The following is a 22,112-nucleotide window of genomic DNA, read 5'->3' as shown; positions in this document are numbered from 1 at the left end:
AAGAAGTAATCCGAGATAGCAAATGCGGACTACGCCGCCGCGCGTGCGGGCGCCCTGCCTGCCGGGCGGGCCAGTCCCATGTGCTCGCGCAGGGTGCCGCCCTCGTAGTCCGTGCGAAACAGCCCCCGGCGCTGCAGGATGGGCACCACGCCATCCACGAAGTCCTGCACGCCATCGGGCAGCACATCGGGCATCAGGTTGAAGCCGTCGGCGGCACCGTTGCGGAACCAGTGCTCGATATCATCGGCGATCTGCTCGGGCGTGCCGGCAATGACACGATGCCCGCCCCCACCCGCCAGCTCGCGGATCAACGCACGCACCGTCAGGTGCTGGCGCCGTGCCAGCGCGATCGTCGCGTGGAAGAACGTGTGGTTGCCATTGGCCGGCAGCGCAAGACCGTCCGGCAATGGCGCATCGAGCGACAGCTGGTCGGCGGCAATGCCCAGCGTGCCAGCCAGCCGGTTGAGGCTGTAGTCCCACGGTATCAGGTCGACCAGCGCGTCGCGCCGCTGGCGTGCCTGGGTCTCGGTGGCCCCGATGATCGTTGTCAGGCCCGGCAGGACCTTGATCGCCGCCGGGCCCCGGCCCAGCGATTCGGCACGCTGGTTCAGGGCCGCGCGGTATTCGCGCGACTCTTCCAGCGATTGCGACGCCGAAAAAACGGCCTCGGCATGCCGCGCAGCCAGTTCGCGCCCGTCGTTCGACCCACCGGCCTGGAACAGCACCGGATGCCCTTGTGGCGGGCGCGGCAGGTTCAGCGGCCCCTGTACATCGAAGAACGCCCCGTGATGGACAATCGGCTGCAGTTTTTCGGTGTCCACGAAGCGGCCCGAATCACGGTCGCCCACAAACGCGTCGTCGTGCCAGCTATCCCATAAGGCCTTGACGATGCTGGTGAACTCGTCGGCGCGCGCGTAGCGTTGCGCATGGTCCGGCGGCGCGGCACGACCGAAATTGCGCGCCGAACCGGCGTCGGCCGTCGTCACGACGTTCCAGCCGGCACGTCCGCCGCTGACATGATCCAGCGTGGCAAAGCGCCGCGCGATGTTGTAGGGCTCGTTGTAGCTCGTCGAAGCCGTTGCCACCACTCCGATATGGCTTGTTGCCGCCGCCACGCAGGCCAGCAGCACGGTGGGCTCCAGCGCGGTGATGGGCCGGAAGTTGACCTGGTCGGCGATGGACGCATTGTCGGCCAGGAAGATCGCGTCGAACTTGCCGGCCTCAGCGATCTGCGCCAGCCGGACATAGTGCTGCACGTCGACAAAGGCGCGTGGATCACTACCGGGCAGGCGCCAGGCCGACGGCACGAAGCCCGAGTGAAGCGCGTTGAGATTCAGGTGAAGCCGGGCGGGCGGCAAGGCATGGGTCATGGTGGCGAGACGCGGGTGCGCGTTGGCAATACGGTTCAGCCGCTGAGCATAGGCAGGAAACCCGGGAACGCGAACGAACGAAAGCCGATATCGATATGCCCTGCTGCGTGCCGTTCCGCGGCTGGCCGTCGAAAAAAAAACCGGGGCGATTGCCCCGGTCTTCCTTGCTGCCCTGCCAGCCCTGCTCAATTCGCCATGGAATCGTTCAGGCGGTTATCGTTGTTCGACTGGCCTTCCTCGTCCGGCCAGTTGCGGCCCACCATCCACTCGTAGAGCGTCGGCAGCACGATCAGGGTCAGCAGCGTGGCCGTGATCAGGCCCCCGATGATGACGATGGCCAGCGGACGCTGCGTTTCCGAGCCGATGGCACGCGAGATCGCCATCGGGAACAGGCCCAGCATCGCCAGCATGGCCGTCATCAACACCGTGCGCAGACGGTCCATCGAGCCGGTCAGCACGGCCTGGCGCACCGGCATGCCTTCCTGCCGCAGCTGGTTGAAGTAGGTCACCATCACCACCCCGTTCAGCACCGCCTGACCAAACAGCGCGATAAAGCCGATGGCCGCCGAGACCGACAGCGGAATGCCTGTCAGGAACAGCGCGAACACACCGCCAATCAGCGCAAACGGGATGTTCGAGATGATCAGCGCGGCGCTCTTGAACGACTGGAAGGCGTTGAACAGCAGCAGGAAGATCAGCAGCACCGACAGCGGCACCACGATCGACAGCCGCGCCATGGCACGTTCCTGGTTCTCGAACTCGCCAGACCAGCTGATCTTGACGTCCTCTGCGTTCACATTTTTCTTCACCAGCGCCTGCATGTCCTTCACCACGCTGCCCATGTCGCGGTCGTGGATGAAGATGCCGATCGACGTGGTGCGCTGGCCGTTCTCGCGGCTGATGTTCATTGCGCCGGACGCCGCCCGGAACGTCACCAGTTGCGACAGCGGCACCTGCGCCCCGTCGGCCGTCTGCATGAAGATGTTCGGCAGGTTCGGCAGTTCGCGCTCGCCCGGCTTCAGGCGTACCACCACGCTGAAGTGCTTCTCGCCTTCCCACAGTTCGGTGGCGGCCTTGCCGGCCAGCGCGCTTTCCATCAGGTCCTGCACGTCGGCCACGTTGATGCCGTAGCGGGCGGCCTGGGCGCGGTCGAATTCCAGCACGTACTGCGGCAGTTCGCCATCGCGGTCGATAAACGCGCGCATCACGCCCTGGACGGACTGCACGTTCGCCAGGATCTGGTCGGCCACCTTCTTGTTGTGTTCAAGGCTGTCGCTCTGCACCTTGATCACGATCTGGCCCTTGATCTGCGAGATGCTTTCCAGGATGTTGTCGCGCACCGGCTGCGAGAAGTTCGGCTCGATGCCCGGCAACTGGCGCAGGTTGTGGTTGATCTCGTTGATGATCTTGCGCTTGTCGAAACCCGCGCGCCATTGCTTGTCGGCCTTCAGGTCGACCAGGATTTCGACGGTGTTGATCAGCTTCGGATCGGTACCGTCGTCGGGGCGGCCCACCTTGGAAATCGTGGTGTTCACTTCGGGGGTCTTGCGGATCACGGTGCGCAGGATACGGGCCTGGTCGCGCGCCTCGTCCAGCGACACCGACGCCGGCAGGTCGAAGCTGACCCACATCGAGCCTTCGTCCAGCTCGGGCAGGAATTCGCTGCCCAGGAACTTGCCCACGCCCACGGTTGCCACCAGCAGGCCCAGTGCAATGCCCACCACCGTCTTCTTGTTGTCCAGCGCCCAGGCCAGCATCGGCTCGTAGATGCGCTTGCAGTAGCGCACCACGAAGTTGTCCTCGTGGGCGATGTTCTTGGTCAGCAGCAGGTGGCACAGCAGCGGCACCACGGTCAGCGACAGGATCAGCGAGCCGATCAGCGCACCCGTCACGGTGTATGCCATCGGCGCGAAGATCTTGCCCTCGTGGCGCTGGAGCGTAAAGATCGGGATGTGCGCCGCGATGATGATGATCATCGAGAACACGGTTGGCCGGCCCACTTCGGTGGTGGCCTGCAGGATCGCGTAGAGCCGCGCCTTGTTGTCCTTGATCTGCTGTTCCTTGAGCTCGCCCAGCCGCTTGAAGATGTTCTCGACGACGATCACCGCGCCGTCGACGATGATCCCGAAGTCCATCGCGCCCAGCGACAGCAGGTTGGCCGGAATGCCCACCCACGTCAGGCCGATGAACGTCGACAGCAGCGACAGCGGGATCACCAGCGCCACGATGGCCGCCGCGCGCACATTGGCCAGGAACAGGTAGAGCACGGCCAGCACCAGCAGCGCGCCCTCCACCAGGTTGCCGAACACCGTATGCAGCGTCTTGTCGATCAGCGTGGACCGGTCGTAGTACGGCACGATCTTCACGCCCTTGGGCAGGATCTGCGTGTCCAGCAACTCGATCTTCTGCTTCAGCGCCTCAAGCACCACCGACGGGTTCTCGCCCTTGCGCATCACCACGATGCCCGAGACGATGTCGTCCTCGTTGTCCTGGCCCATCAGGCCCTGCGGCGGCGCCGAGCCGACCTTTACCTCGGCAATGTCCTTGACCAGGATCGGCGTGCCGTTGTTCTCGGCCACCACCACGTTGGCGATATCCGCGGACGAGCGGAAGCTGCCCAGCGAACGCAGCAGGTACTGCTGGCGGCCATGGGCCACCGCGCCGCCGCCGGCATTCGAGTTGCCGCGCTGCAGCGCCGTGAACAGCTGCGACAGCGAGATCTTGGCGTCGCGCATGCGGCCCAGGTTGGGGTTCACCTCATACTGCTTGATCGAACCGCCAATCGTCACCAGGTCGGCCACGCCCGGCACCTGGCGCAGGTTCTTTTCCACCACCCAGTCCTGCAGCGTGCGCAGTTCCTGCGCCGTATAGCCCTTGCCGGTCAGGCGGAAGCGGAAGATCTCGCCGATGGCGGTAGACAGCGGCGCCAGTTCCGGCTGCACGCCGTCGGGCAGGTCCACGCTGCGCAGCCGTTCGATGATCTGCTGGCGCGCGGTAATGTCGGTGGCCTTGTCATTGAAGGTCACCATCATGAACGACAGGCCGAACTGGGTATGCGAGAACACGCGCACCGAGTTGGGCGTGCCGGCCAGTGCCGTTTCGATCGGAATGGTGACCTGGCGCTCCACTTCCTCGGCGGCGCGGCCCGGGTACAGCGTAATGATGTTGACCTGGATGTCCGAGACGTCCGGGAAGGCCTCGATCGGCAGGTTCTTGAAGGCGGCCAGGCCGCCCGCGACGAAGATGATCAGGCCGAGCCAGACGAACAGCTTCTGGTGCAGCGCAAAATGAACGATACGTTGGATCATCGGGCCGCCCTTATTGCTTGGCGGTCGCGCGCGCGGCATTCACCGCGGTGGCGTCGCGCAGGATGTCCTGCAGATACAGGTTGCCGTCCGTGATGACCACGTCGCCGGCCTTCAGGCCAGACACCACCTCGGTCGTGCCCGGCAGCGAGACACCCAGCTTGACCTCGCGGCGCTCGAACACGAACGGCGTGGCCGACGTGCGCACGAACACGTAATTCTTGTTGTCGGCCAGGAACACGGCCTTGGACGGCACCGAGATGCCCTGGAACGACGCGGCCTGGAGCCTGGCCGTGACGAACATCTCGGCCTTCAGGCGGCGGTCGGCGTTGGGCACCGCCAGGCGCACCTTCACGCTGCGCGAGGCCGGATCGACGTAGTCGGCGATCTTCACCACGGTGCCCGTGAACGTTTCACCGGGATAGGCGGCGCTGACCAGCTGGACGTTGATACCGGGCTTGAACAGGCCCAGGTCGGCCTCGGTGGCGTCGAGCTGCGCCCACAGCGTGCTCGGATCGGTGATCAGGAACAGCGGCGCGTTGGGCTGCTGGTCGGGACGCACTTCCATGCCCGGATTGATATTGCGCTCCACCACCAGGCCGTCGATCGGGCTGCGCAGCGCAAAGCGCTGGTTCACGGCATCGCCGCCGCCAGCGCCATACATGCGCAGCGCGGCCTGGGTGCGCGCCAGGTCGGCGGCAGCGCGGGCGTTGTCGGCCTGCGACTGCTCCAGGTCCTTCTGGGCGATCACGCCCGCCTGGTACAGCTCGCGCTGGCGGGCCAGGGCCTTGGCGGCCACGGCGCTGTCGGCGGCCGCCTTGCGGGCGTCGGCCTGCGCCACGCCGTAGTCGGGCGACGTCAGCATGGCCAGCGCCTGACCGGCCTTCACCGCAGTGCCCGGCTGCACCAAGATTTCCATCACGCGGCCCACGAACGGCGTGGCCACGCGCACGGTCTTGTCCTCGTTCCAGACCAGGCGGCCCGGCATGCTCAGCATGCGGTCGCCGCCACTTTGCACGGGCTGGCCGACAACGCCCGGCAGGGCCTTCACGCTGGCCGGATACGTGATCGTCTGGCCGGTGATCTTCGGCTCGTCATCGTTTTCCGGGACTTCCTTCTTGCCACAGCCGGCCAATGCCAGCGCGCACAGCGACACCACGGCGGCCATGCGGAAACGGCCGGAGAGAGACGGGAAATTAAGGGCGCGACGCATCGGAACGAACCTGGGGAAGCTTGTTGATATCGGATTGAGTGGATTGAAGCGCGGTCAGGTATGCCGACAATGCCTTGGCATAGTTGCCCTGTGCCTCCACGGCATCCACACGGGTCTGGCGCAGCGCGCGGCGCGCATCGAGCAGGTCCAGCACGCCGCTGGCCCCCTTCGAATAGGCGAATTCCGCGCTGTTGGCAACGCTTTCGGCGGCCGGCAGCACCGATTCACGCATCTGCTGCAGCGACGCCCGGGCAGCATCCAGCTGCGCACGCAGCCTGCCGATCTCGTTCTGGGCCTCGAGCAGGATACGGTTGCGGTCATCCAGCGCAGCGTAGTAGTCAACCTCGGCACGGCGCGCCTCGCCACCGAAGCTGTGGCGCACGAACAGCGGAATCGACACGAAGGCGCCATAGCTGTTGCCGCTGCCGGTGGTATTGGCCTCCGAGACCGGATAGTGCTCGTACTGCACACCGACGGTCACGTCGGGCACGCGGCCGGCACGGGCCAGGTCGCGCTGCGACGCCGCGGCGGCCAGCCGCGCTTCGGCGGCCGTCACGTCGGGGCGGCGCTGCAGCACCTCGGGGTCGAACGGCGGCACCGTCGCATCGGGAGCCGGCCAGTCCGCCACCAGGCGGTTGTCCATCAGCGTGCCGGGCACGCCCATCGCGGCGGCCAGGGCCGCCTTGTCACTGATGTGGTCGGCAATGGCGGCGCGCAGGTCGCTCTGGGCGCGCAGCGTTTCAAGCTGGAGCTTGGTCACGTCGGCGCGCGATACATCGCCCGCCTTGAGCCGTGTCTCGTTGGCCTGCTGGGTGCGCCCGTAGAGCCCGACCGTCTCGGTCAGCACCTCCACGCGGTTCTGGCTGACCGCGGCTTCGTACCAGGCCTGGTCCACGGCGCCCAGTTGCTGGGCCACCACCGCCTGGGTCTGTTCGCCAGCGGCGGCGCTGGCCTTGCGGGCGGCCTCGGTACGCAGGTTGCCCTTGTTGGCGGTCTCGATGACCTGGTCCACGCGAACCGTGGAGTCCACCGTCTTGCTGCGCAGATTGCCGGCGCCCACGCCAAGGTGCGGGTTGATGTTCGCCACGCCCAGGCTCAGCACCGGGTTGGGCCGCTGGGAAGCAATCTGGATATCGGCCTGGCTGGCCTCTTCATTCCGGCGGGCGGCAATGATGTCGCGATTGCAGCGCAGCGCGTCAAGCCGCGCCTGCGCCAAAGTGAGGGCAGCCTTGGCCGGCGGTGGCACGCAGGGGCCGTCGGGCGGCATCGGCTCGCTGGCGGCGTGACCAGCGCTGGCCACCAGGGCAAGCAGCGTTGCCGCGGCGGCACGGGAAACAGGAAAATGCACGATCAGTCTGGCTCAAGTCGACTTTCAGTCTGCAGTAAACGACCGTGCCACCCGAATGGTGCACCGGGCAAGTGACTTTTATTGTTCTTGCTTGCCCGAATGGCGCCCCTTTATTCCTTATGCCGGACAGCGCACGATCTCCCATGCGCATTTGACAGCATCTTGATTACAAGCGGCTTTCATCCTGCCGACAAATTTCGGCATTTGCGTCGAACCCACCGGTCAGGGAAAACACCGATTGGCGTGTCGCAAACGTAAATGACCGTGTGGGATGTTTTTCCGTTAAAACATTAATCGAATATTAACTGGCTGCGGCTTCCACGATTCTTTGCGCACGCTCTAGCACCGGCCGGTCGACCATTTTCCCGTCGACGGCAATCGCTGCCCCCTGGGCGGCGGCAGCCTGCTCCACCACGCGCCGGGCCCAAGACACTTCGGCAGCGGAAGGCGCCAGCGCCTCATGCACGCCGGCTATCTGGTTCGGGTGAATCAGCAGCTTGGCGCCAAATCCGAAGCGGCGTCCACGCAACGTATCGGCGGCCAGAGCCTGGGCGTCGCCGATGGCGGTGCACACGCCATCCACCGGCGCGGGCAGGCCGGCGGCTCGGGAGTGAAGCACCAGCGCACTGCGGCAGGCATGCAGCGGCAGGTCGTCATCCACCACATCGAGATCGAACATCAGGTCGATGCTGCCAAATAGCAGACGCGTGACGCCGGGCGCACGCGCCACATCGGGGAGATCGACAAAACCGGCAGCGGTTTCCAGCAAGGCATGGCACGGGGTATCCGGCAGCACGGCGCGCAGGGCCGCCAGCGACGCCTTGTCAGCCTTCGGCAGGACAATGGCCTGCACGGCCTGCATCTGGCAAAACGCCAGATCGTCGGCAAAGTACGCCGTATCGGCGCCATTCACGCGGAGCAGCAGCGCCACGCCAGCCGAGTCGGCCTGCGCCTGCAGTGAGCGCCATACGGCAGTCATCCCGTTGCGCGCTTCGGTCTTGGCATCCGGCGCGACGGCGTCTTCCAGGTCGACGATCACGGCGTCGGCACCCGCCGCAATTGCCTTGCCAATACGTTCCGGGCGCGACGCCGGCACAAACAGATAGCTGCGCGGGACGCGCGCACGGGCAGGGGTTGTGCTCATGCCGCCTCCTCAGACCACGCCGTCGGCGTGCAGGCTGGCGATCTGCGCCGCGCTGCAGCCCACTTCGGCCAGGATGGCGTCGGTGTGCTGGCCGACGCCCGGCACGGCGTCCATCCGCGCGTCGGTCATGCCCGGCGGCAGCAGCGCCGGAATCGGGCCGGCCGGGGTATCCACCTGGCGCCAGCGGTCGCGGGCGGCCAGTTGCGGGTGATGCCACACATCGGCCATGGTGTTGACGCTGGCATTGGCGATCTTCGCTTCTTCCAGGCGCGCCACCACCTCGGTGGCGCTGAGCCGGCCGAAGGCTTCGACGATGCGGGCCCGCAACTGGGCGCGGTTGGCGCTGCGCAGGCTGTTCGTGGCAAACGCGGCCTGCGTGGCCAGTTCGGGTTCCTGCAGCACCACCTTGCAGAACACCGCCCATTCGCGCTCGTTCTGCAGGCCCAGCATCACGGTCTTGCCGTCGCCGGTCGGGAACGGCCCGTAGGGATAGATCGTCGCGTGTGCGGCACCGGCGCGCGGCGGCGGCTCGGCGCCTTCGAACGCGTAGTACATCGGGAAGCTCATCCATTCGACCATCGATTCAAGCATCGACACGTCGATGCGCTTGCCGCGCCCGGTCTGGCCGCGCTCGATCAGCGCCGCCAGCACGTTGCTGTAGGCGTACATGCCGGCGGCGATGTCCGCCACCGAGGCTCCGGCCTTGACCCCCTCGTCGGGCGTGCCGGTCACGGACACGAAGCCCGATTCGCTCTGCACCAGCAGGTCGTAGGCCTTCTTGTCGCGGTAAGGGCCGTCGCCACCGTAGCCCGAGATATCGCAGACGATCAGGCGCGGATAGCGCTTCGACAGCGTTTCATGGTCGAGCCCCAGCCGCGCGGATGCCCCCGGCGCCAGGTTCTGCACCAGCACGTCGGTCTTTTCCAGCAGGGCCTCCAGCACCGGCGCGGCGCCCGGCGCCTTGACGTCCAGCGTCAGGCTTTCCTTCGAGCGGTTGGTCCAGACGAAGTGCGACGACTGCCCGCGCACCCGGGTGTCATACGCGCGTGCGAAATCGCCAGGGCCCGGGCGTTCGATCTTGATGACGCGGGCGCCCAGGTCGGCCAGCTGGCGGGTGCAGAACGGCGCGGCGATGGCCTGTTCGAGCGAGACGACGGTGATGCCTTCAAGCGGTCTGGACATGGCAGTGTCGGGGGCGAAAGATGCGCATGGCGCGATGCCGACAATCTACCCGCGGCCGCCAGCCATGTGAAATAGGGATTGCGGAAGGCACCATAAGTAGAATCAATACCCTGGAGTTTTCATATCTGATAAGCCGAGGGGGGAGACCCGTCATCATGGACATCCGCGCCATGCGCTATTTCGTGGCCATCGTCGACCACGGCAGCCTGACCCGTGCCGCCGAGGTGGTGTGCGTGGCACAGCCCGCGTTGTCGCAGCAACTGGCCGCGCTGGAAGACGAGTTCGGCGTGCCGCTGGTACATCGTGGCGCCAAGGGCGTGCGCCCCACGGAAGCCGGCAAGACGCTCTACCGGCATGTGCGCAATATCCTGCGCCAGATCGAGATTGCCGGGGCCGACGTGCGCGTGGCCGGCACCGAGGTCTCGGGCACCGTAGCCATCGGACTGCCCACCACGGCCGCCGCCGCCTTCGGCATGGCCTTGGTGCGTGCGGTGCGAGAGCGCTATCCGCAGGTACGGCTGCAGCTGTTCGAGAGCATGAGCGGCTATATCTCCGAATTGCTGAACCAGAACCGGCTCGACTTTGCCATCCTGTTCCGCGATACACCGTCGCGCGCCGTGGAGCCCGAGCCGCTGGCCAGCGAACCGCTGTACCTGATCGGCGCGCCGCCCGGCCCGGCGCCACGCGGCAAGGCCGCCGAGACGGTGGCGCTCAAGGCGCTCGACGGCATCCCGCTGGTGCTGCCCAGCGGATCGCAGGGCCTGCGCGAGGTGGTGGAGCGGCGCTTTGCCCAGGCCGGGATCGACCTGAACGTGGTGGCCGACCTGGATTCGCTGCCGTTCCTGCTGGCCGCCGCCCGCGAGGGGCTGGCCTGCACGATCCTGCCGGCCTCATCGCTCGACGAAAGCGACGCCGCCGTGCCGCGCCGGCGCATCGTGCCGGAGCTGCGGCGCACGCTGTCGCTGTGCTGGCCGCGCGCCCTGCCAAGGTCCAACGCGGCAGAGGCCGTGGCCGACGTGCTGCGCGAGATCGTCAAGGAAAGAATTGCAGAAGGCGGTTCACTGGCGCCACCAGCATTGCAAACCCGCTAGCGGCCGATCCGGGCCCGGCCCGCGCTTGCCACGCGCCGGTTCCTCCCGCATCATCGCCACATCCCTCGTCGTTCGTCGCCTACCCAGTCAGCCATGGCAACTGCCAGCTACGAGTTCAAGCCGCATGAACGGCCGTCGATGCCGGGGTCGCCCGCCACGCCTGACCACCCCACGCCAAGGCGCGTGGCGTATTTCTGCGTAGGGGTGCTGATCGGGCTGACCGGCGGCTTCGGCAACGCGCTGGTGGTGGCCAACCTCAACAACATCCAGGGGGTGTTCGGCCTGTACAGCGACGAGGCCGCGTGGTTGTCCACGGTCTATGTCATGACCAATGTCTGCATGTCGATGCTGGTGATCAAGTTCCGCCAGCAGTACGGCCTGCAGCGCTTCACCAAGGTCTTCCTGCTGTCCTACGCGCTGGTCACCGCCGCGCACCTGCTGACCCATTCGTTCGCCACCGCCCTGCTGGCCCGCGCCGCCAATGGCATCGCCGCCAGCGGCATGTCCACGCTGGCGCTCTACTACATCATCCAGTCGCTGCCGGCGCGGCATCGCATGCGCGCCGTGGTGATCGGCTTCGGCGTGCCGCAGCTGGCCACGCCGCTGGCGCGCACGTTTTCCACGGGCATGCTGGAGGCCGGCAACTGGCAGACGCTCTACCAGTTCGAATTTGGCCTGTCGCTGCTGTCGCTGGTGACGGTGGCCCTGCTGCCGCTGCCGCCCAGCGAACGGATCAAGGCGTTCGAGCCGCTCGACTTCGTCACCTTCGCGCTGTTTGCGCCCGGCATGGCGCTGCTGTGCGCGGTGCTGGGCCAGGGCCGCATCCTGTGGTGGACCGAGGCGCCGTGGCTCGGCTACGCGCTGTGCGGCGCGGTAATCCTGATCGCGGCTGCGCTGTGGATCGAGCACAACCGCGTGAATCCGCTGCTCAACACGCGCTGGCTGGGCAGCATGGCGATCATCCGCTTTGCGGTGGTGGCAACCTCGGTGCGCATCCTGCTGTCCGAGCAACCGTATGGCGCGGTGGGCCTGCTGACGGCGCTGGGCATGGGCAACGACCAGCTGATCTCGCTCTATATCGTCGTGTCGATGGCCACCGTGGCCGGCATCGCGGCCAGCGCGCTGACCCTGAACCCGCAGAACCTGGGGCGGCCGATCCGCATTTCGCTGATCCTGATCGCGATCGGCGCGTTCGTCGACGCCGGCGCGACGAACCTGACGCGCCCGCAGAACATGTACTTCACGCAGTCGTTGATCGCGTTTGCCGCGGTCTACTTCCTGGGGCCAACGCTGCTGATCGGCATGGGCAGTGCACTGCAGCGCGGCATGAGCCATTTCGTCAGCTTTTCGGCGCTGTTCAGCATCACCCAGTCGCTGGGCGGGCTGGCCGGATCGGCGCTGCTGGGCACGTTCCAGACCTGGCGCGAGAAATTCCATTCGCATGCACTGGTGCAGGGCATCAGCCTGTCCGATCCGCTCGACGCCGCGCGCCTGCAATTGCTGGGCAACGTCTACAGCCGCGTGCTGGCCGACCCGGTGCTGCGCCAGACCGAAGGCGCCATGGCGCTGGCGCAGCAGGTGACGCGCGAAGCCAACGTGCTGGCGTTCAACGATGTGTTCCTGGTGATCGGCATCCTGTCCACGGTCACGTTCGTCTGGCTGCTGGCGCTATACCTGAACAGGGTGGTGCCGGGCCATGTTCCCGAGAAGAAGCCACCGCCACCGTCGTCATCCACGGAGACAGGCACTTGACCCCGCCGCCAGAATCGCCCGCATCGCCCAACTCGCCCGGGCCATCCGATCGCCCCCCCGCCCCGCCGCCCGCCGGCAAGCCCGAGCGGCTCGAGGACCCGGTGGAGGTCGAGACCGCGCCCAAGGGCTGGGCGCCGCCGCGCGGGTCGCGCCGGTTGACGGCGCTGATCGTCGTCGTGGCGCTGGTGAGCGTGCTGATCATCCTGTACGCCTGGGGCCTGCCGCCGTTCTCGCCAGCAATCCAGAGCACGGACAACGCCTATGTGCGCGGCCAGACCACGATCATCAGCCCGCAGGTGAGCGGCTACGTGACCGAAGTGCAGGTACATGACTTCGATCTGGTCAAGACCGGCCAGGTGCTGCTGCGCATCGACGACCGCATCTACCGGCAGCGCGTGGCACAGGCGCGCGCATCGCTGAACACGCAGATCGCCAATCTCGCCAACGCCGACCAGACGCAGCGCGCCCGCGAGGCCACGGTGAAATCTCAACTTGCCAACGCCGACAACGCCCGCGCCCAGCTGTTGCGCGCCCAGGCCGACATGAAGCGCGTGGACGAACTGGTGGCCGATGGCTCGGTATCGCTGCGCGAGCGCGACCAGACCCGCGCGGCGCTGCGCCAGGCCGAAGCCGCGGTCGAGCAGTCGCGCGCCGCAGTGGAAATCGCCCGGCAGGATGTGCAAGCCATCATCGTGGGCCGCGATGGGCTCAAGGCCGCTGTGGAACAGGCGCGTGCCGCCCTGCAGCTGGCCGAGATCGACCTGTCCAACACCATCGTCAACGCACCGCAGGACGGCCGTCTCAGCCAGATCGGCGCAAGGCTGGGCCAGTACGTGACATCGGGCACGCAGCTGATGTTCCTGGTGCCGCCGCAGCGCTGGGTCATCGCCAACTACAAGGAAGCCCAGACCGCCCGCATGGCTCCGGGCCAGCGGGCCACGTTCCGCGTGGATGCGCTGGACAACGCACGCCTGACCGGCCGCGTGGAGCGCCTGTCGCCAGCGGCGGGCTCCGAATTCGCGGTGATCGTCGCGGACAACGCCACGGGCAACTTCGTCAAGGTGGCGCAGCGCATCTCGGTGCGCATCGCCATCGACCCCGACCAGCCGATGGCCGAACGTCTGCGCCCGGGCATGTCGGTGCAGGCCGAAGTCGACACCAGCACCAACCGGCCGGCGACGCAATGACACACCGGATCGGCATTCCGTCCTGCATGGCGCTGCGCCTCACGCGCCGCGCCATGCTGCCCGCCATCGCCGTGCTGCTGGCCGGATGCATGGGACCGCGCCCGCCCGTGCCGGAGCCCGTCGCGCCGCCGGCCGCCTGGCGCGTGGACCCGGGCCCCACCGTCGCCATCGAGCGCGAATGGTGGCAGACCTACGGCGACCCGGCGCTGACCGCGCTGGTGACCCAGGCGTTGGGGCAGAACGACGATATCGCCATCGCCATCACGCGCGTCCGCCAGGCCGATGCCCAGGCGCGCATCGCACGCGCCGACCTGTTCCCGACACTGGACTTCACGGCCAGCGGCACGCGCGCCCGCGCCATCAATGCGTTTGGCACGGCGGGCACGCTCAATACCGGGCAGCTTGCGTTCGATGCCACGTACGAGGTGGATCTGTTCGGGCGCATCCGCGACGCGGTGGGCGCCGCACGCAACAGCCTGCTGGCCAGCGAGGCGGCGCGCGATACCGCCATCCTGTCCGTGTCGGCAGCCGCGGCGCGGGGCTATATCACCCTGAGGGCGCTCGATGCCCAGCTCGACGTGGTGCGCCAGACGCTGACCTCGCGCGCCGATGCGCTGCGGCTGGCGCGCGATCGCGCCCGGGCCGGCTATACGTCCCAGCTCGAATACGAACAGGCACGTGCCGAGTATGAATCGACCGCCCAGGCGGTGCCCCAGGCCGAGCTGGCCGTGGCACGGCAGGAAAACGCGCTGGGCGTGCTGGTCGGCAATCCCGATGCGGCCACCATCGCGCGCGGCCTGCCGCTGCGGGCACTGCAGCAACCGCCCGTACCGGCTGGCCTGCCGTCCGAACTGCTGCGGCGGCGTCCCGACATCGCACATGCCGAATACACGCTGGCGGCCACCGACGCCAGCCTGTCCGCCGCACGCAAGGCCTATCTGCCGCGCATCCCGCTGACCGCCTCGGGCGGGCTGGTCTATGTCACCGGGCTGGTCAATCCGATCCGGATCTGGACCCTTGGCGGCAGCGTGCTGGCGCCACTGTTCGAAGGCGGGCGTATCGTGGCCGGCGCCGACGCCGCTGCCGCCCAGCGCGACGAGGCCGCCTACGCGTACCGCCGCGTGGCGCTGACGGCCTTCCGCGAGGTCAACGACAACCTGGCCGCCGTACAGAAACTGGGCGAACAGGAAGCACGGCTGCGCGATCAGCGCGACGCGCTGGCCGCCGCCCTGCGCCATGCCACCAACCGATATCGGGCCGGCTACTCGCCCTATCTGGAACAGCTGGATGCCCAGCGGCAGCTTTTCAGCGCCGAACTGAACCTGATTCAGGCCCACGCGGATCGGCTCAATGCCAGCGTGGCGCTGTACCAGGCGATGGGCGGCGGCTGGCAGCCGGCCCGCGAGCCAGGCGCCACGCTGCAGCCAGCCGGGGCGGGCCAATAAGAAAAGCTTATGGCGCCAGTCGCCGATTGAATTTCTCCTGCGTGCGGCCCTGGGCTAGAGTGAGCGCCACTACGCCCGGCAAGATTCCATAACACCGGCCGGGCCGCACTCATCAGGAGACAGCATGACCCGTACCCTTCGCGCCATGGCCGGCCTGGCGCTGGCGGCAGCCGCCATCGGCCACGCCCAGGCAGATACCTATCCGTCGAAACCGATCCAGATGATCGTGCCGCAGGCGCCCGGCGGCTCCAACGACATCGTCGCGCGGCTGGTGGCAGCCGACCTCTCGCAGCGGATCGGCCAGCAGGTGGTGGTGGAAAACCGTCCCGGCGCCGGCGGCAATATCGGCACGCAGACCGCCGCGCGCGCCACGCCCGACGGCTATACGCTGCTGATGACCATCAGCAGCACGCAGGCCATCAACCCGTCGCTCTACCGGAGCGTGCCGTTCGATCCGGTCAAGGATTTCGAGCCGATCTCGCTGGTTGCCACCGTGCCCAACGTCCTGGTGGTGAATCCGGCCTTCCCGGCCAAGTCAATGTCGGAACTGATTGCGATGGCCAAGGCCAAGCCCGACTTCTACCGCTATGGTTCGGCCGGCAATGGCACGCTGAACCACCTGCTGGGCGAAATGCTGAACACGACGGCCGGCATCAAGCTGGAACACGTGCCGTACAAGGGCGTGGCGCCCGCACTGAACGACGTGCTGGGCAACCAGGTGCCGATGGCGTTCGCAAGCCTGCCGTCGGTGCTGTCGCACATCAAGGCCGGCAAGGTGCGCGCACTGGGCGTCAGCTCGGCCAAGCGATCGCCGTTCGCGCCCGATATCCCGGCCATCGGCGAAACCGTGCCCGGCTACAGCGGCGATCTGTGGGTCGGACTGTTCGCGGTGCGCGGCACGCCGAAGGACGTCGTGCAGAAGCTGTCCACGGCCATGCAGGCCGCGCTGGCCGACAAGTCGCTGCGCGACAAGCTGGCCGCGCAGGGTGCCGAAACGCTGGGCGGCACGCCCCAGCAGCTGGCCACCACGCTGCGCACCGATATCGACAAGTGGGCGAAGATCGTCAAGCAGTCGGGCGCACAGGTGGACTGATCCCACCCCGCAGTCAGGGCGGGGCACCGATCCCCGCCCGGCGCGACCGGCTTCGCGTCGGTAATTTCCCTAATGTCTGCTCCATGTCCGCGTATCATCGGGGCTCGCCTGATCCGTACCCGCCCCTGATTCGCCATGCCTGACCATTCGTTGCTGTCCGCCCTGCTCATCTTCGGACTTGGAGGGCTACTCGGCGGCGTTGGCGGCCTGTTCGGCATCGGCGGCGGCCTGATCGCCATTCCCGCCCTCGGCCTGCTGTACGGCATGGACCAGCAGCTGGCGCAAGGCACCTCGCTGGTCATGATCGCGCCCAATGTCGTGATCGGCTTCTGGCAATACCGCAAGCGCGCCGATATCGATCTCAGGACCGCCGTCGTCCTTGGCCTGTCGGCCATGCTGTCCACCTATCTTTCCGCAAGACTTGCCACGTCGATCGACGCCGCGCTGCTGCGCCGCATCTTCGCCGTGTTCATGATCGGGCTGGCCCTCTACTTCCTCTGGCGACTACTGCCCGGCCGCGCCGCGACACACCAGCAGGCACGCGTATCCGCATCCTGGATTCCTGCGGTGGGCGTGGTCGGCGGTGCGTTTTCCGGATTCTTCAGCGTCGGCGGCGGCGTGGTGGCCGCCCCAGCCCTGGTCGGCCTGTTCGGCATGCGCCAGGCCGCCGCCCAGGGGCTGGCCCTGGCCCTGGTCACGCCCGGCGCCGTGGTCGCCCTGCTCACCTACGCGCACGCCGGTCATGTGGACTGGTACAGCGGCATCCCGCTGTCGCTCGGCGGCATGCTGACAATCTCCTGGGGCGTGGCCCTGGCCCACCGCATGCCCGAACGGCGCCTGCGCGCGGCATTCGCGGTATGCCTGATTGCAACGGCGGTGGTGATGCTGGTGCGGGGGTAGGCACGCTGCCATGCCGCAACATTCCGTTGCCCGCAGCCCTCAACCGGCCTTGCGGAACACCAGGCTGAAGTTGTTGGCCGGCATGGCAACCGGTTCTGCGCAGGTCAGGCCCTGTGCCGCGCCCAGTGCGATCACGGCTTCCATGTCGCGCACGCCCCATTCGGCATCGGCCACGCGCAGTTGCCGGTCGAATGCCTCGTTGCTCGGTGCGGTATGCGCGCCGTTGCGGCGGTACGGACCATAGAGATACAGCACGCCGCCCGGGGACAGGCGGCGGCCGGCGCCGGCGAACAGGGCCTCTGCAGCACCCCATGGCGCGATGTGGATCATGTTGATGCAGACGATGGCATCCACCGCGTCGATGCCCCAGGGCTCCTGCCTGACGTCGATGGCCAGGGGCGGCAGCACGTTTGCAGTCTTGTCGTGAGCCGTCCAGGCCGCGATCGATTCGCGGTGCGTGGCATCGGGGTCGCTGGGTTGCCAGGTCAGCCCGGGCAGCGCGGCCGCGAAGTAGACCGCATGCTGGCCGGTACCGCTGGCGATCTCGAGCACCGTGCCGGTTTTCGGCAGGGCGTCGCGCAAGACGGCCAGGATGGGCGCGCGGTTGCGGTCGGTGGCGGGCGCCATGCGGCGCGCGGTCAGGTCTGCGGCGGGCTGTGTCATGGGGATTCCTGTGAGCGTGCGCCGGGCGATGCGCCTGGCGCCAGCCCACAGGGTAGCAGGCCTGCCCTGCCTGCGTGGTCAGACAGGGCCGGAAAGGTCCGATGCGTGCGTTACGCGCGCCGGTTCAGCCGCACCGCCGACGGCGTGGCCGTCAGGTAGCCGACGGCCGCACCGAAACGGTCCTTGTAGTTGGCGCGCACCAGCGGGTCCAGCGTGCCCTTCACCTTGTCATGGAGGCCCTTTTCCCAGTCGCCGGCGTGCTGGAAGTTGCTCATGATGTAGGTCCAGCCGTGGATCTCGTCCACCGCGTGCAGCCCGGTGGATTCCGCACCGGCCGGGCACGACAGCACGCGCGACAGCTGCTTCGTATCGACGTTGTACGCCCACAGGAAGTTGTTCACGTGCGTGTTGCTGTCTTCGCCGATGAACAGCGTGCGCAGCGTCTCGGAGAACTTGAGGTTGTCCGGCGTGGCCACCTTGTCCGGGTTGGCGTAGTTGCCCAGCGCGTCCTGCGCCTTCCTCGGGCCGCCGCCAAGGTCTTCCGAAACCAGCGCCGGCACGGCCGCCATATCGACCGGCACCCATTCGCTGTCGATGCGGGCACCCGCCTGGTCAGACTGCGCGCCGCGCAGGTTCAGCTCGTAGACCGCGCCCGAGTACGGGCCTTCCACGCGGATATCGCCCGCATTGGCGGCATTGCCGGCCAGCATGCTGGTCTCGATGCGCGAAATGGCCGAATATGCCTTCTTGTCGGCGATATTGACGGTGGTGCCTTCCATCTTGGTGAAGCCCAGGCTGCCACCCACCAGCGCGGCGTAGCGGTGGGTTTCCAGGAACGCGGCGGCCTTTTCCTGCCCCGGCTTGAGCCTGACCCAGTTCGGCTTGCCGTCCAACAGGATGCGGGTGTAGCTCGCATCCTCCGGGTCCTTGAACTGCACGTCCATGATGTCCGTGACCTTGATGCCGCCATCCACGAGCTTGCGGATCTCGTCGCTGCTGGCGCTGCCCAGCGGAATCCACGACAACGTGGCCGCGCCCGGGCCGGTGCCAGACGTCTGGTGCCACTTGCCCACATACAGCTTGCCCGCCGACAGGTCGCGCGGACGGTCGGCGACGAACATGAACAGGCCGCCGTTGGTGGCATCGTCGCCCATCAGCACCGTGCGCTCGTCGGGCATGACCTGCACCAGTTCGTGCGAGATGCGGCCCAGGCAGTAGTGCTTGCGGATCGACCCTGTGCCGTCGGGGTTCACGGTCACCTCCGGCAGGTGGCCGTAATGGTAGGGATTGGCGCGTCCGGCATCGCCATACAGGTGCTGGCTGAAGCCGCGCAGTTTCTTGTCGCTGCTGGCCCTGGCCGCGTCGGGCTCGTATTCCTCGCTCGACAGGTGCGTGTTCCACGGCGACAGGCTCGCGCCGCAGGTGATCCACAGCCCGTTCACGCCAGACGTGTCCACGTTGTGATAGCTCACCAGGCTCAGCTTGCCGGTCCTGGGGTCCTGGTCCAGCGTCAGCACGGCGATGGGCGACGGCAGCATGCCGTGCATCTCGGCGTCGGCCTGGTCGCGCGTGGTGTACTCGAACTGCACCACCGCGAACACCGTGTTGCCCTTGACGCCGCGCCCCCTGGCGTTGCGCAGCGTCAGCAGCGAGCTGCCGTCGGGGGCATCGGAATAGAAATGGCGCGTCTTGCCCGGCACCGAGGTGTCCATGATCGGCCGGTTCTGGATGTCGTAGTAGCCGCCCGCCAGCACCTTGCCGCCCTTGCCGTCAGGCACCAGGTCGCCGGTGACGAAGAACGGCTGGTAGGCCAGCGTGTAGTCCTGCACGGTGCCATCGGCATACGACACCTTCAGCGACGAACCCACCGTCGTGGTGGCCATCGCCGCGGCGTTGTCCAGCGTGGGCGCGGCCATGCCGGTGAACGTGGCCGACGCGAAGGCGGCGGCCTTGCGGCGGGGCGCGGCGGCAAAGGCGGCTTCCATGGCGGACATGCCGCCCGCCAGGGTGGCGGCAGCCGCGCCGAGCGGCAGCATCGGGGCGCCGCCCAGGATTTTCAGGGCACGGCGACGGGCATTGACGGTCTGGTCGGACATGGGATTCAGTGGGCTCTGGTGGGTGTCTGATGGGTGTCTGGTAGTTCTTATGAATGGCGCGCTGTGGCAGGAACGGCATCTGCCCCGTCCGGATGGTAAGGCGCTTTCATGACAGGTATTTGACGGTCAGCAAACCGTCACACAATCGGTGCCGCGACGGGCTGCGCTACACTCGCCCCTCCTGCCTGCCGATTGCCAGACCTGCCTTGCCCACCTTCACGCTAGCCGCCCCCGTTCACGCCGAGATCGAGATACGCAAAAGCCGCTTTATTGCGTTGGCGGTGCCGGTGCCCGATCGCGAGGCGGCGATGGCCGTGATTGCGGACCTGCGGGCCCGGCACCCTGCGGCCACGCACGTCTGCTGGGCCTTGCTGGCCGGCGGCCAGTCGGGCATGTCCGACGACGGCGAGCCATCCGGCACGGCGGGCCGGCCCATCCTTGAGGTATTGCGCCACCACGACCTGGATGGCGTGCTGGCCGCCGTGGTGCGCTATTACGGCGGGGTCAAGCTTGGCGCCGGTGGCCTGGTGCGGGCCTATACCGACGCCATCGCGGTCGCGCTCAAGGATGCGGCACGCATCGAGCGCATCGCCTATGCCACGCTGACCGTGCTGGTCGACTACCCGGACGAACCGCGCGTGCGCCGCTGGATCGAGCAGTCGGCCGATGCGGGCTGCACGCTGGCCGAGACCCGCTACGGTGCGCTGGCCACCCTGGTGATCCGCCTGCCTGCCGCGCTGCGCGAACAGGCCCAGGCGGCCCTGCGCGATGCCACCCATGGCCGCGCCGGGTTTCCGGCACACCAGGACTAGCCGCATGGCCGAGTCGCAATACGGCATGCCAGCCGACCTCCTCGATGACAACCGGGAATTCACGGCGCAGGTGCTGCCCGGCCAGATGCGCTTTGCCGCGCCCGCGTCGCTCAGCCTGCTCGAAAGCGCCCTGCTCGATGGCCTGAGCCTGCCCAGTTCCTGCCGCAATGGCACCTGCCGCGCCTGCATGAGCAAGCTGCACGCGGGCACCGTTCGCTATCGGATCGAATGGCCCGGCCTGAGTCTTGACGAAAAGGATGACGGGTTCATCCTGCCGTGCGTGGCATGCCCGACCAGCGATGTGGTGTTCGAGCCGGTTGGCGCGGACTGACTGCGCCGCGACCACGCGCGCCACCGGCGCGGCTTAATCGCGCTGGCGTCCGTTCACCGAAAAGAAGCGAAGCGCGATCTTGAGGGCATCAGGCCCGCCCGGGTCCGAGAACGCCTGTCCGGGCGCACCGCCGCTCCACGCGTGGCGCAGCCCTTCCACCTTGACCACACGTAGATAGGGGCGGGGTCCGGCCTGCCAGTCGAACACGTCCACGGCACGCCGCGTGCCACGCCGCACACGCCTGGCGGGCAGTGCCACGGGCGCCGGGCTGCCCGGCGGCAGCAACTCCAGCCACATCGCCGCCGTGGAGGTGGCATTGTCATAGGACACCACGCTGTCTTCGTCGCCGTGCAGCAACAGCAGCGGCGGCGGACGGCGCCCGGCCAGCGCCAGGCGGGCCGCCACGGCGTCGGGCACCCGTTCGCCGCGCATGGCCTTGGGTGCCTGCGTGGCATTGATGGCGCTATAGGGGGCGGCGCCCGAATGGGAACCGATGGCCGCGAAACGATCCGGATAGCGCAGGCCCAGCATCATCGCCATGGCGCCGCCAGCCGACAGGCCGAACGCGCAGACACGGTGCGCCAGAATGGCGTAGCGCTGGCTGACATGCTCGATCATCGACATCAGCAGCGCGGTTTCCGAAGCACCGCGCGCCGCGGGCCGGAACCAGCTCCAGCAGCGCTGGGCGTTGGCCTGCACCGATTGCTCGGGCATCAGCACGACCCAGCGCGCATCGCGCGCCACCGTAGCTACGCGGGCGCACGCGGCAAAACTGGCGGCATCCTGCCCGCAGCCGTGCAGCAGGACCAGCAATGGCGCCGGCCGGGACGCGCTGACGCCGGGCGGGACGAACACCCGGTAACGGCGCTGCCCCATGCTGCCGATCCCCAGGCTGAAACCCCACAGGCCTTCCTCCCAGGACCCGCCGCCCTTGCTGACCGGTGCGCGCGCTGGCGTGACCACACCGGTCAACGCCTGCCGGGCCACCTTGCCCACCGCGCGCCCCATGGCCTTGCTCACGGCCTGGCTCTGCTGCCTGGCCGCGCGCATCATCGGGTCGGTCACGGTTTTCGTGACCGTGCGGCTGAACTGGCGTGCGCTGCGCGTCGCCTGTTTGCTTAGCGTTGCCCACAACTTCGTGCCGCCAGTGCGCCGTTTCATGCCGCATCGCCCTTTCGTT

The 22,112-nt window shown here is 67.6% G+C and carries 17 protein-coding genes; 8 read left to right on the top strand and 9 right to left on the bottom strand.

All coding sequences use genetic code 11. The annotated features are described in order from the left end of the window. Positions 1-29: 29 nt before the first annotated feature. The 6 genes from A9J21_RS26915 to A9J21_RS26890 all read right to left on the bottom strand — a co-directional run bounded on the left by A9J21_RS26915 (position 30) and on the right by A9J21_RS26890 (position 9,562). Complete coding sequence (locus A9J21_RS26915) at positions 30-1,370, bottom strand: LLM class flavin-dependent oxidoreductase (protein ID WP_066741069.1); 1,341 nt, start codon at positions 1,368-1,370, stop codon at positions 30-32. A 185-nt stretch (positions 1,371-1,555) separates the two neighbouring features. Next, complete coding sequence (locus A9J21_RS26910) at positions 1,556-4,678, bottom strand: efflux RND transporter permease subunit (RefSeq protein WP_066741239.1); 3,123 nt, start codon at positions 4,676-4,678, stop codon at positions 1,556-1,558. 10 nt (positions 4,679-4,688) lie between these two features. Beyond that, complete coding sequence (locus A9J21_RS26905) at positions 4,689-5,888, bottom strand: efflux RND transporter periplasmic adaptor subunit (RefSeq protein WP_066741068.1); 1,200 nt, start codon at positions 5,886-5,888, stop codon at positions 4,689-4,691. Continuing rightward, positions 5,872-7,236 (bottom strand): TolC family protein, encoded by a 1,365-nt coding sequence (locus A9J21_RS26900; protein WP_066741066.1) that lies wholly within the window; start codon positions 7,234-7,236, stop codon positions 5,872-5,874. The genes A9J21_RS26905 and A9J21_RS26900 overlap by 17 nt, the downstream gene beginning before the upstream one ends. 301 nt (positions 7,237-7,537) lie before the next feature. After that, a complete protein-coding gene (locus A9J21_RS26895) occupies positions 7,538-8,380 on the bottom strand; it encodes a CoA ester lyase (RefSeq protein WP_066741065.1) in 843 nt (280 codons plus the stop codon). Between the two features lie 9 nt (positions 8,381-8,389). After that, positions 8,390-9,562 carry a CaiB/BaiF CoA-transferase family protein gene (locus tag A9J21_RS26890; RefSeq protein ID WP_066741060.1) on the bottom strand — a complete coding sequence of 391 codons (1,173 nt, stop codon included), beginning with the start codon at positions 9,560-9,562 and terminating at the stop codon, positions 8,390-8,392. Between the two features lie 155 nt (positions 9,563-9,717). On the opposite strand from A9J21_RS26890, the gene A9J21_RS26885 reads away from it, so the two are divergent. The 6 genes from A9J21_RS26885 (at position 9,718) to A9J21_RS26860 (ending at position 17,030) form a co-directional block, all read left to right on the top strand. Further along, complete coding sequence (locus A9J21_RS26885) at positions 9,718-10,653, top strand: LysR substrate-binding domain-containing protein (protein ID WP_066741058.1); 936 nt, start codon at positions 9,718-9,720, stop codon at positions 10,651-10,653. Between the two features lie 93 nt (positions 10,654-10,746). Next, positions 10,747-12,405, top strand: a complete 1,659-nt coding sequence (locus tag A9J21_RS26880) for an MFS transporter (RefSeq protein WP_066741056.1) — start codon at positions 10,747-10,749, stop codon at positions 12,403-12,405. Continuing rightward, positions 12,402-13,592: an HlyD family secretion protein gene (locus tag A9J21_RS26875; protein WP_082926628.1), complete on the top strand. Its 1,191-nt coding sequence runs from the start codon at positions 12,402-12,404 to the stop codon at positions 13,590-13,592. Before A9J21_RS26880 ends, A9J21_RS26875 begins: the two co-directional genes overlap by 4 nt. Continuing rightward, a complete protein-coding gene (locus A9J21_RS26870; RefSeq protein WP_231907055.1) occupies positions 13,589-15,037 on the top strand; it encodes an efflux transporter outer membrane subunit in 1,449 nt (482 codons plus the stop codon). The genes A9J21_RS26875 and A9J21_RS26870 overlap by 4 nt, the downstream gene beginning before the upstream one ends. A gap of 124 nt (positions 15,038-15,161) precedes the next feature. Continuing rightward, positions 15,162-16,130 (top strand): tripartite tricarboxylate transporter substrate binding protein, encoded by a 969-nt coding sequence (locus A9J21_RS26865; protein WP_066741054.1) that lies wholly within the window; start codon positions 15,162-15,164, stop codon positions 16,128-16,130. A 135-nt stretch (positions 16,131-16,265) separates the two neighbouring features. Further along, on the top strand, positions 16,266-17,030 hold the full coding sequence (locus A9J21_RS26860) for a sulfite exporter TauE/SafE family protein (RefSeq protein WP_066741053.1): 765 nt from the start codon (positions 16,266-16,268) through the stop codon (positions 17,028-17,030). A 39-nt stretch (positions 17,031-17,069) separates the two neighbouring features. Here A9J21_RS26860 and A9J21_RS26855 read toward each other — a convergent pair whose 3' ends face one another. Next, positions 17,070-17,693, bottom strand: a complete 624-nt coding sequence (locus tag A9J21_RS26855; RefSeq protein WP_066741051.1) for a DUF938 domain-containing protein — start codon at positions 17,691-17,693, stop codon at positions 17,070-17,072. Positions 17,694-17,803: 110 nt separating this feature from the next. Further along, entirely contained in the window at positions 17,804-19,789 is a 1,986-nt protein-coding gene (locus A9J21_RS26850; RefSeq protein WP_066741049.1) for a PhoX family phosphatase, read from the bottom strand. Positions 19,790-19,995: 206 nt separating this feature from the next. Here A9J21_RS26850 and A9J21_RS26845 point away from each other — a divergent pair, with 206 nt between their 5' ends. Beyond that, the gene (locus tag A9J21_RS26845) at positions 19,996-20,601 is read left to right on the top strand and encodes a YigZ family protein (RefSeq protein ID WP_066741047.1); all 606 of its coding nucleotides are present in this window, start codon (positions 19,996-19,998) and stop codon (positions 20,599-20,601) included. 4 nt (positions 20,602-20,605) lie between these two features. After that, positions 20,606-20,932 carry a 2Fe-2S iron-sulfur cluster-binding protein gene (locus A9J21_RS26840; RefSeq protein WP_231907054.1) on the top strand — a complete coding sequence of 109 codons (327 nt, stop codon included), beginning with the start codon at positions 20,606-20,608 and terminating at the stop codon, positions 20,930-20,932. Between the two features lie 33 nt (positions 20,933-20,965). Here the strand turns inward: A9J21_RS26840 and A9J21_RS26835 are convergent, their stop codons facing one another. Continuing rightward, positions 20,966-22,093, bottom strand: coding sequence for a PHB depolymerase family esterase (locus tag A9J21_RS26835; protein ID WP_066741045.1), 1,128 nt, complete (start codon positions 22,091-22,093; stop codon positions 20,966-20,968). Between the last annotated feature and the right edge of the window lie 19 nt (positions 22,094-22,112).

This window comes from Cupriavidus sp. D384 (genome assembly GCF_001652915.1).
Taxonomy (GTDB): Bacteria; Pseudomonadota; Gammaproteobacteria; order Burkholderiales; family Burkholderiaceae; genus Cupriavidus.
This window is presented reverse-complemented; position numbering and strand designations above follow the sequence as displayed.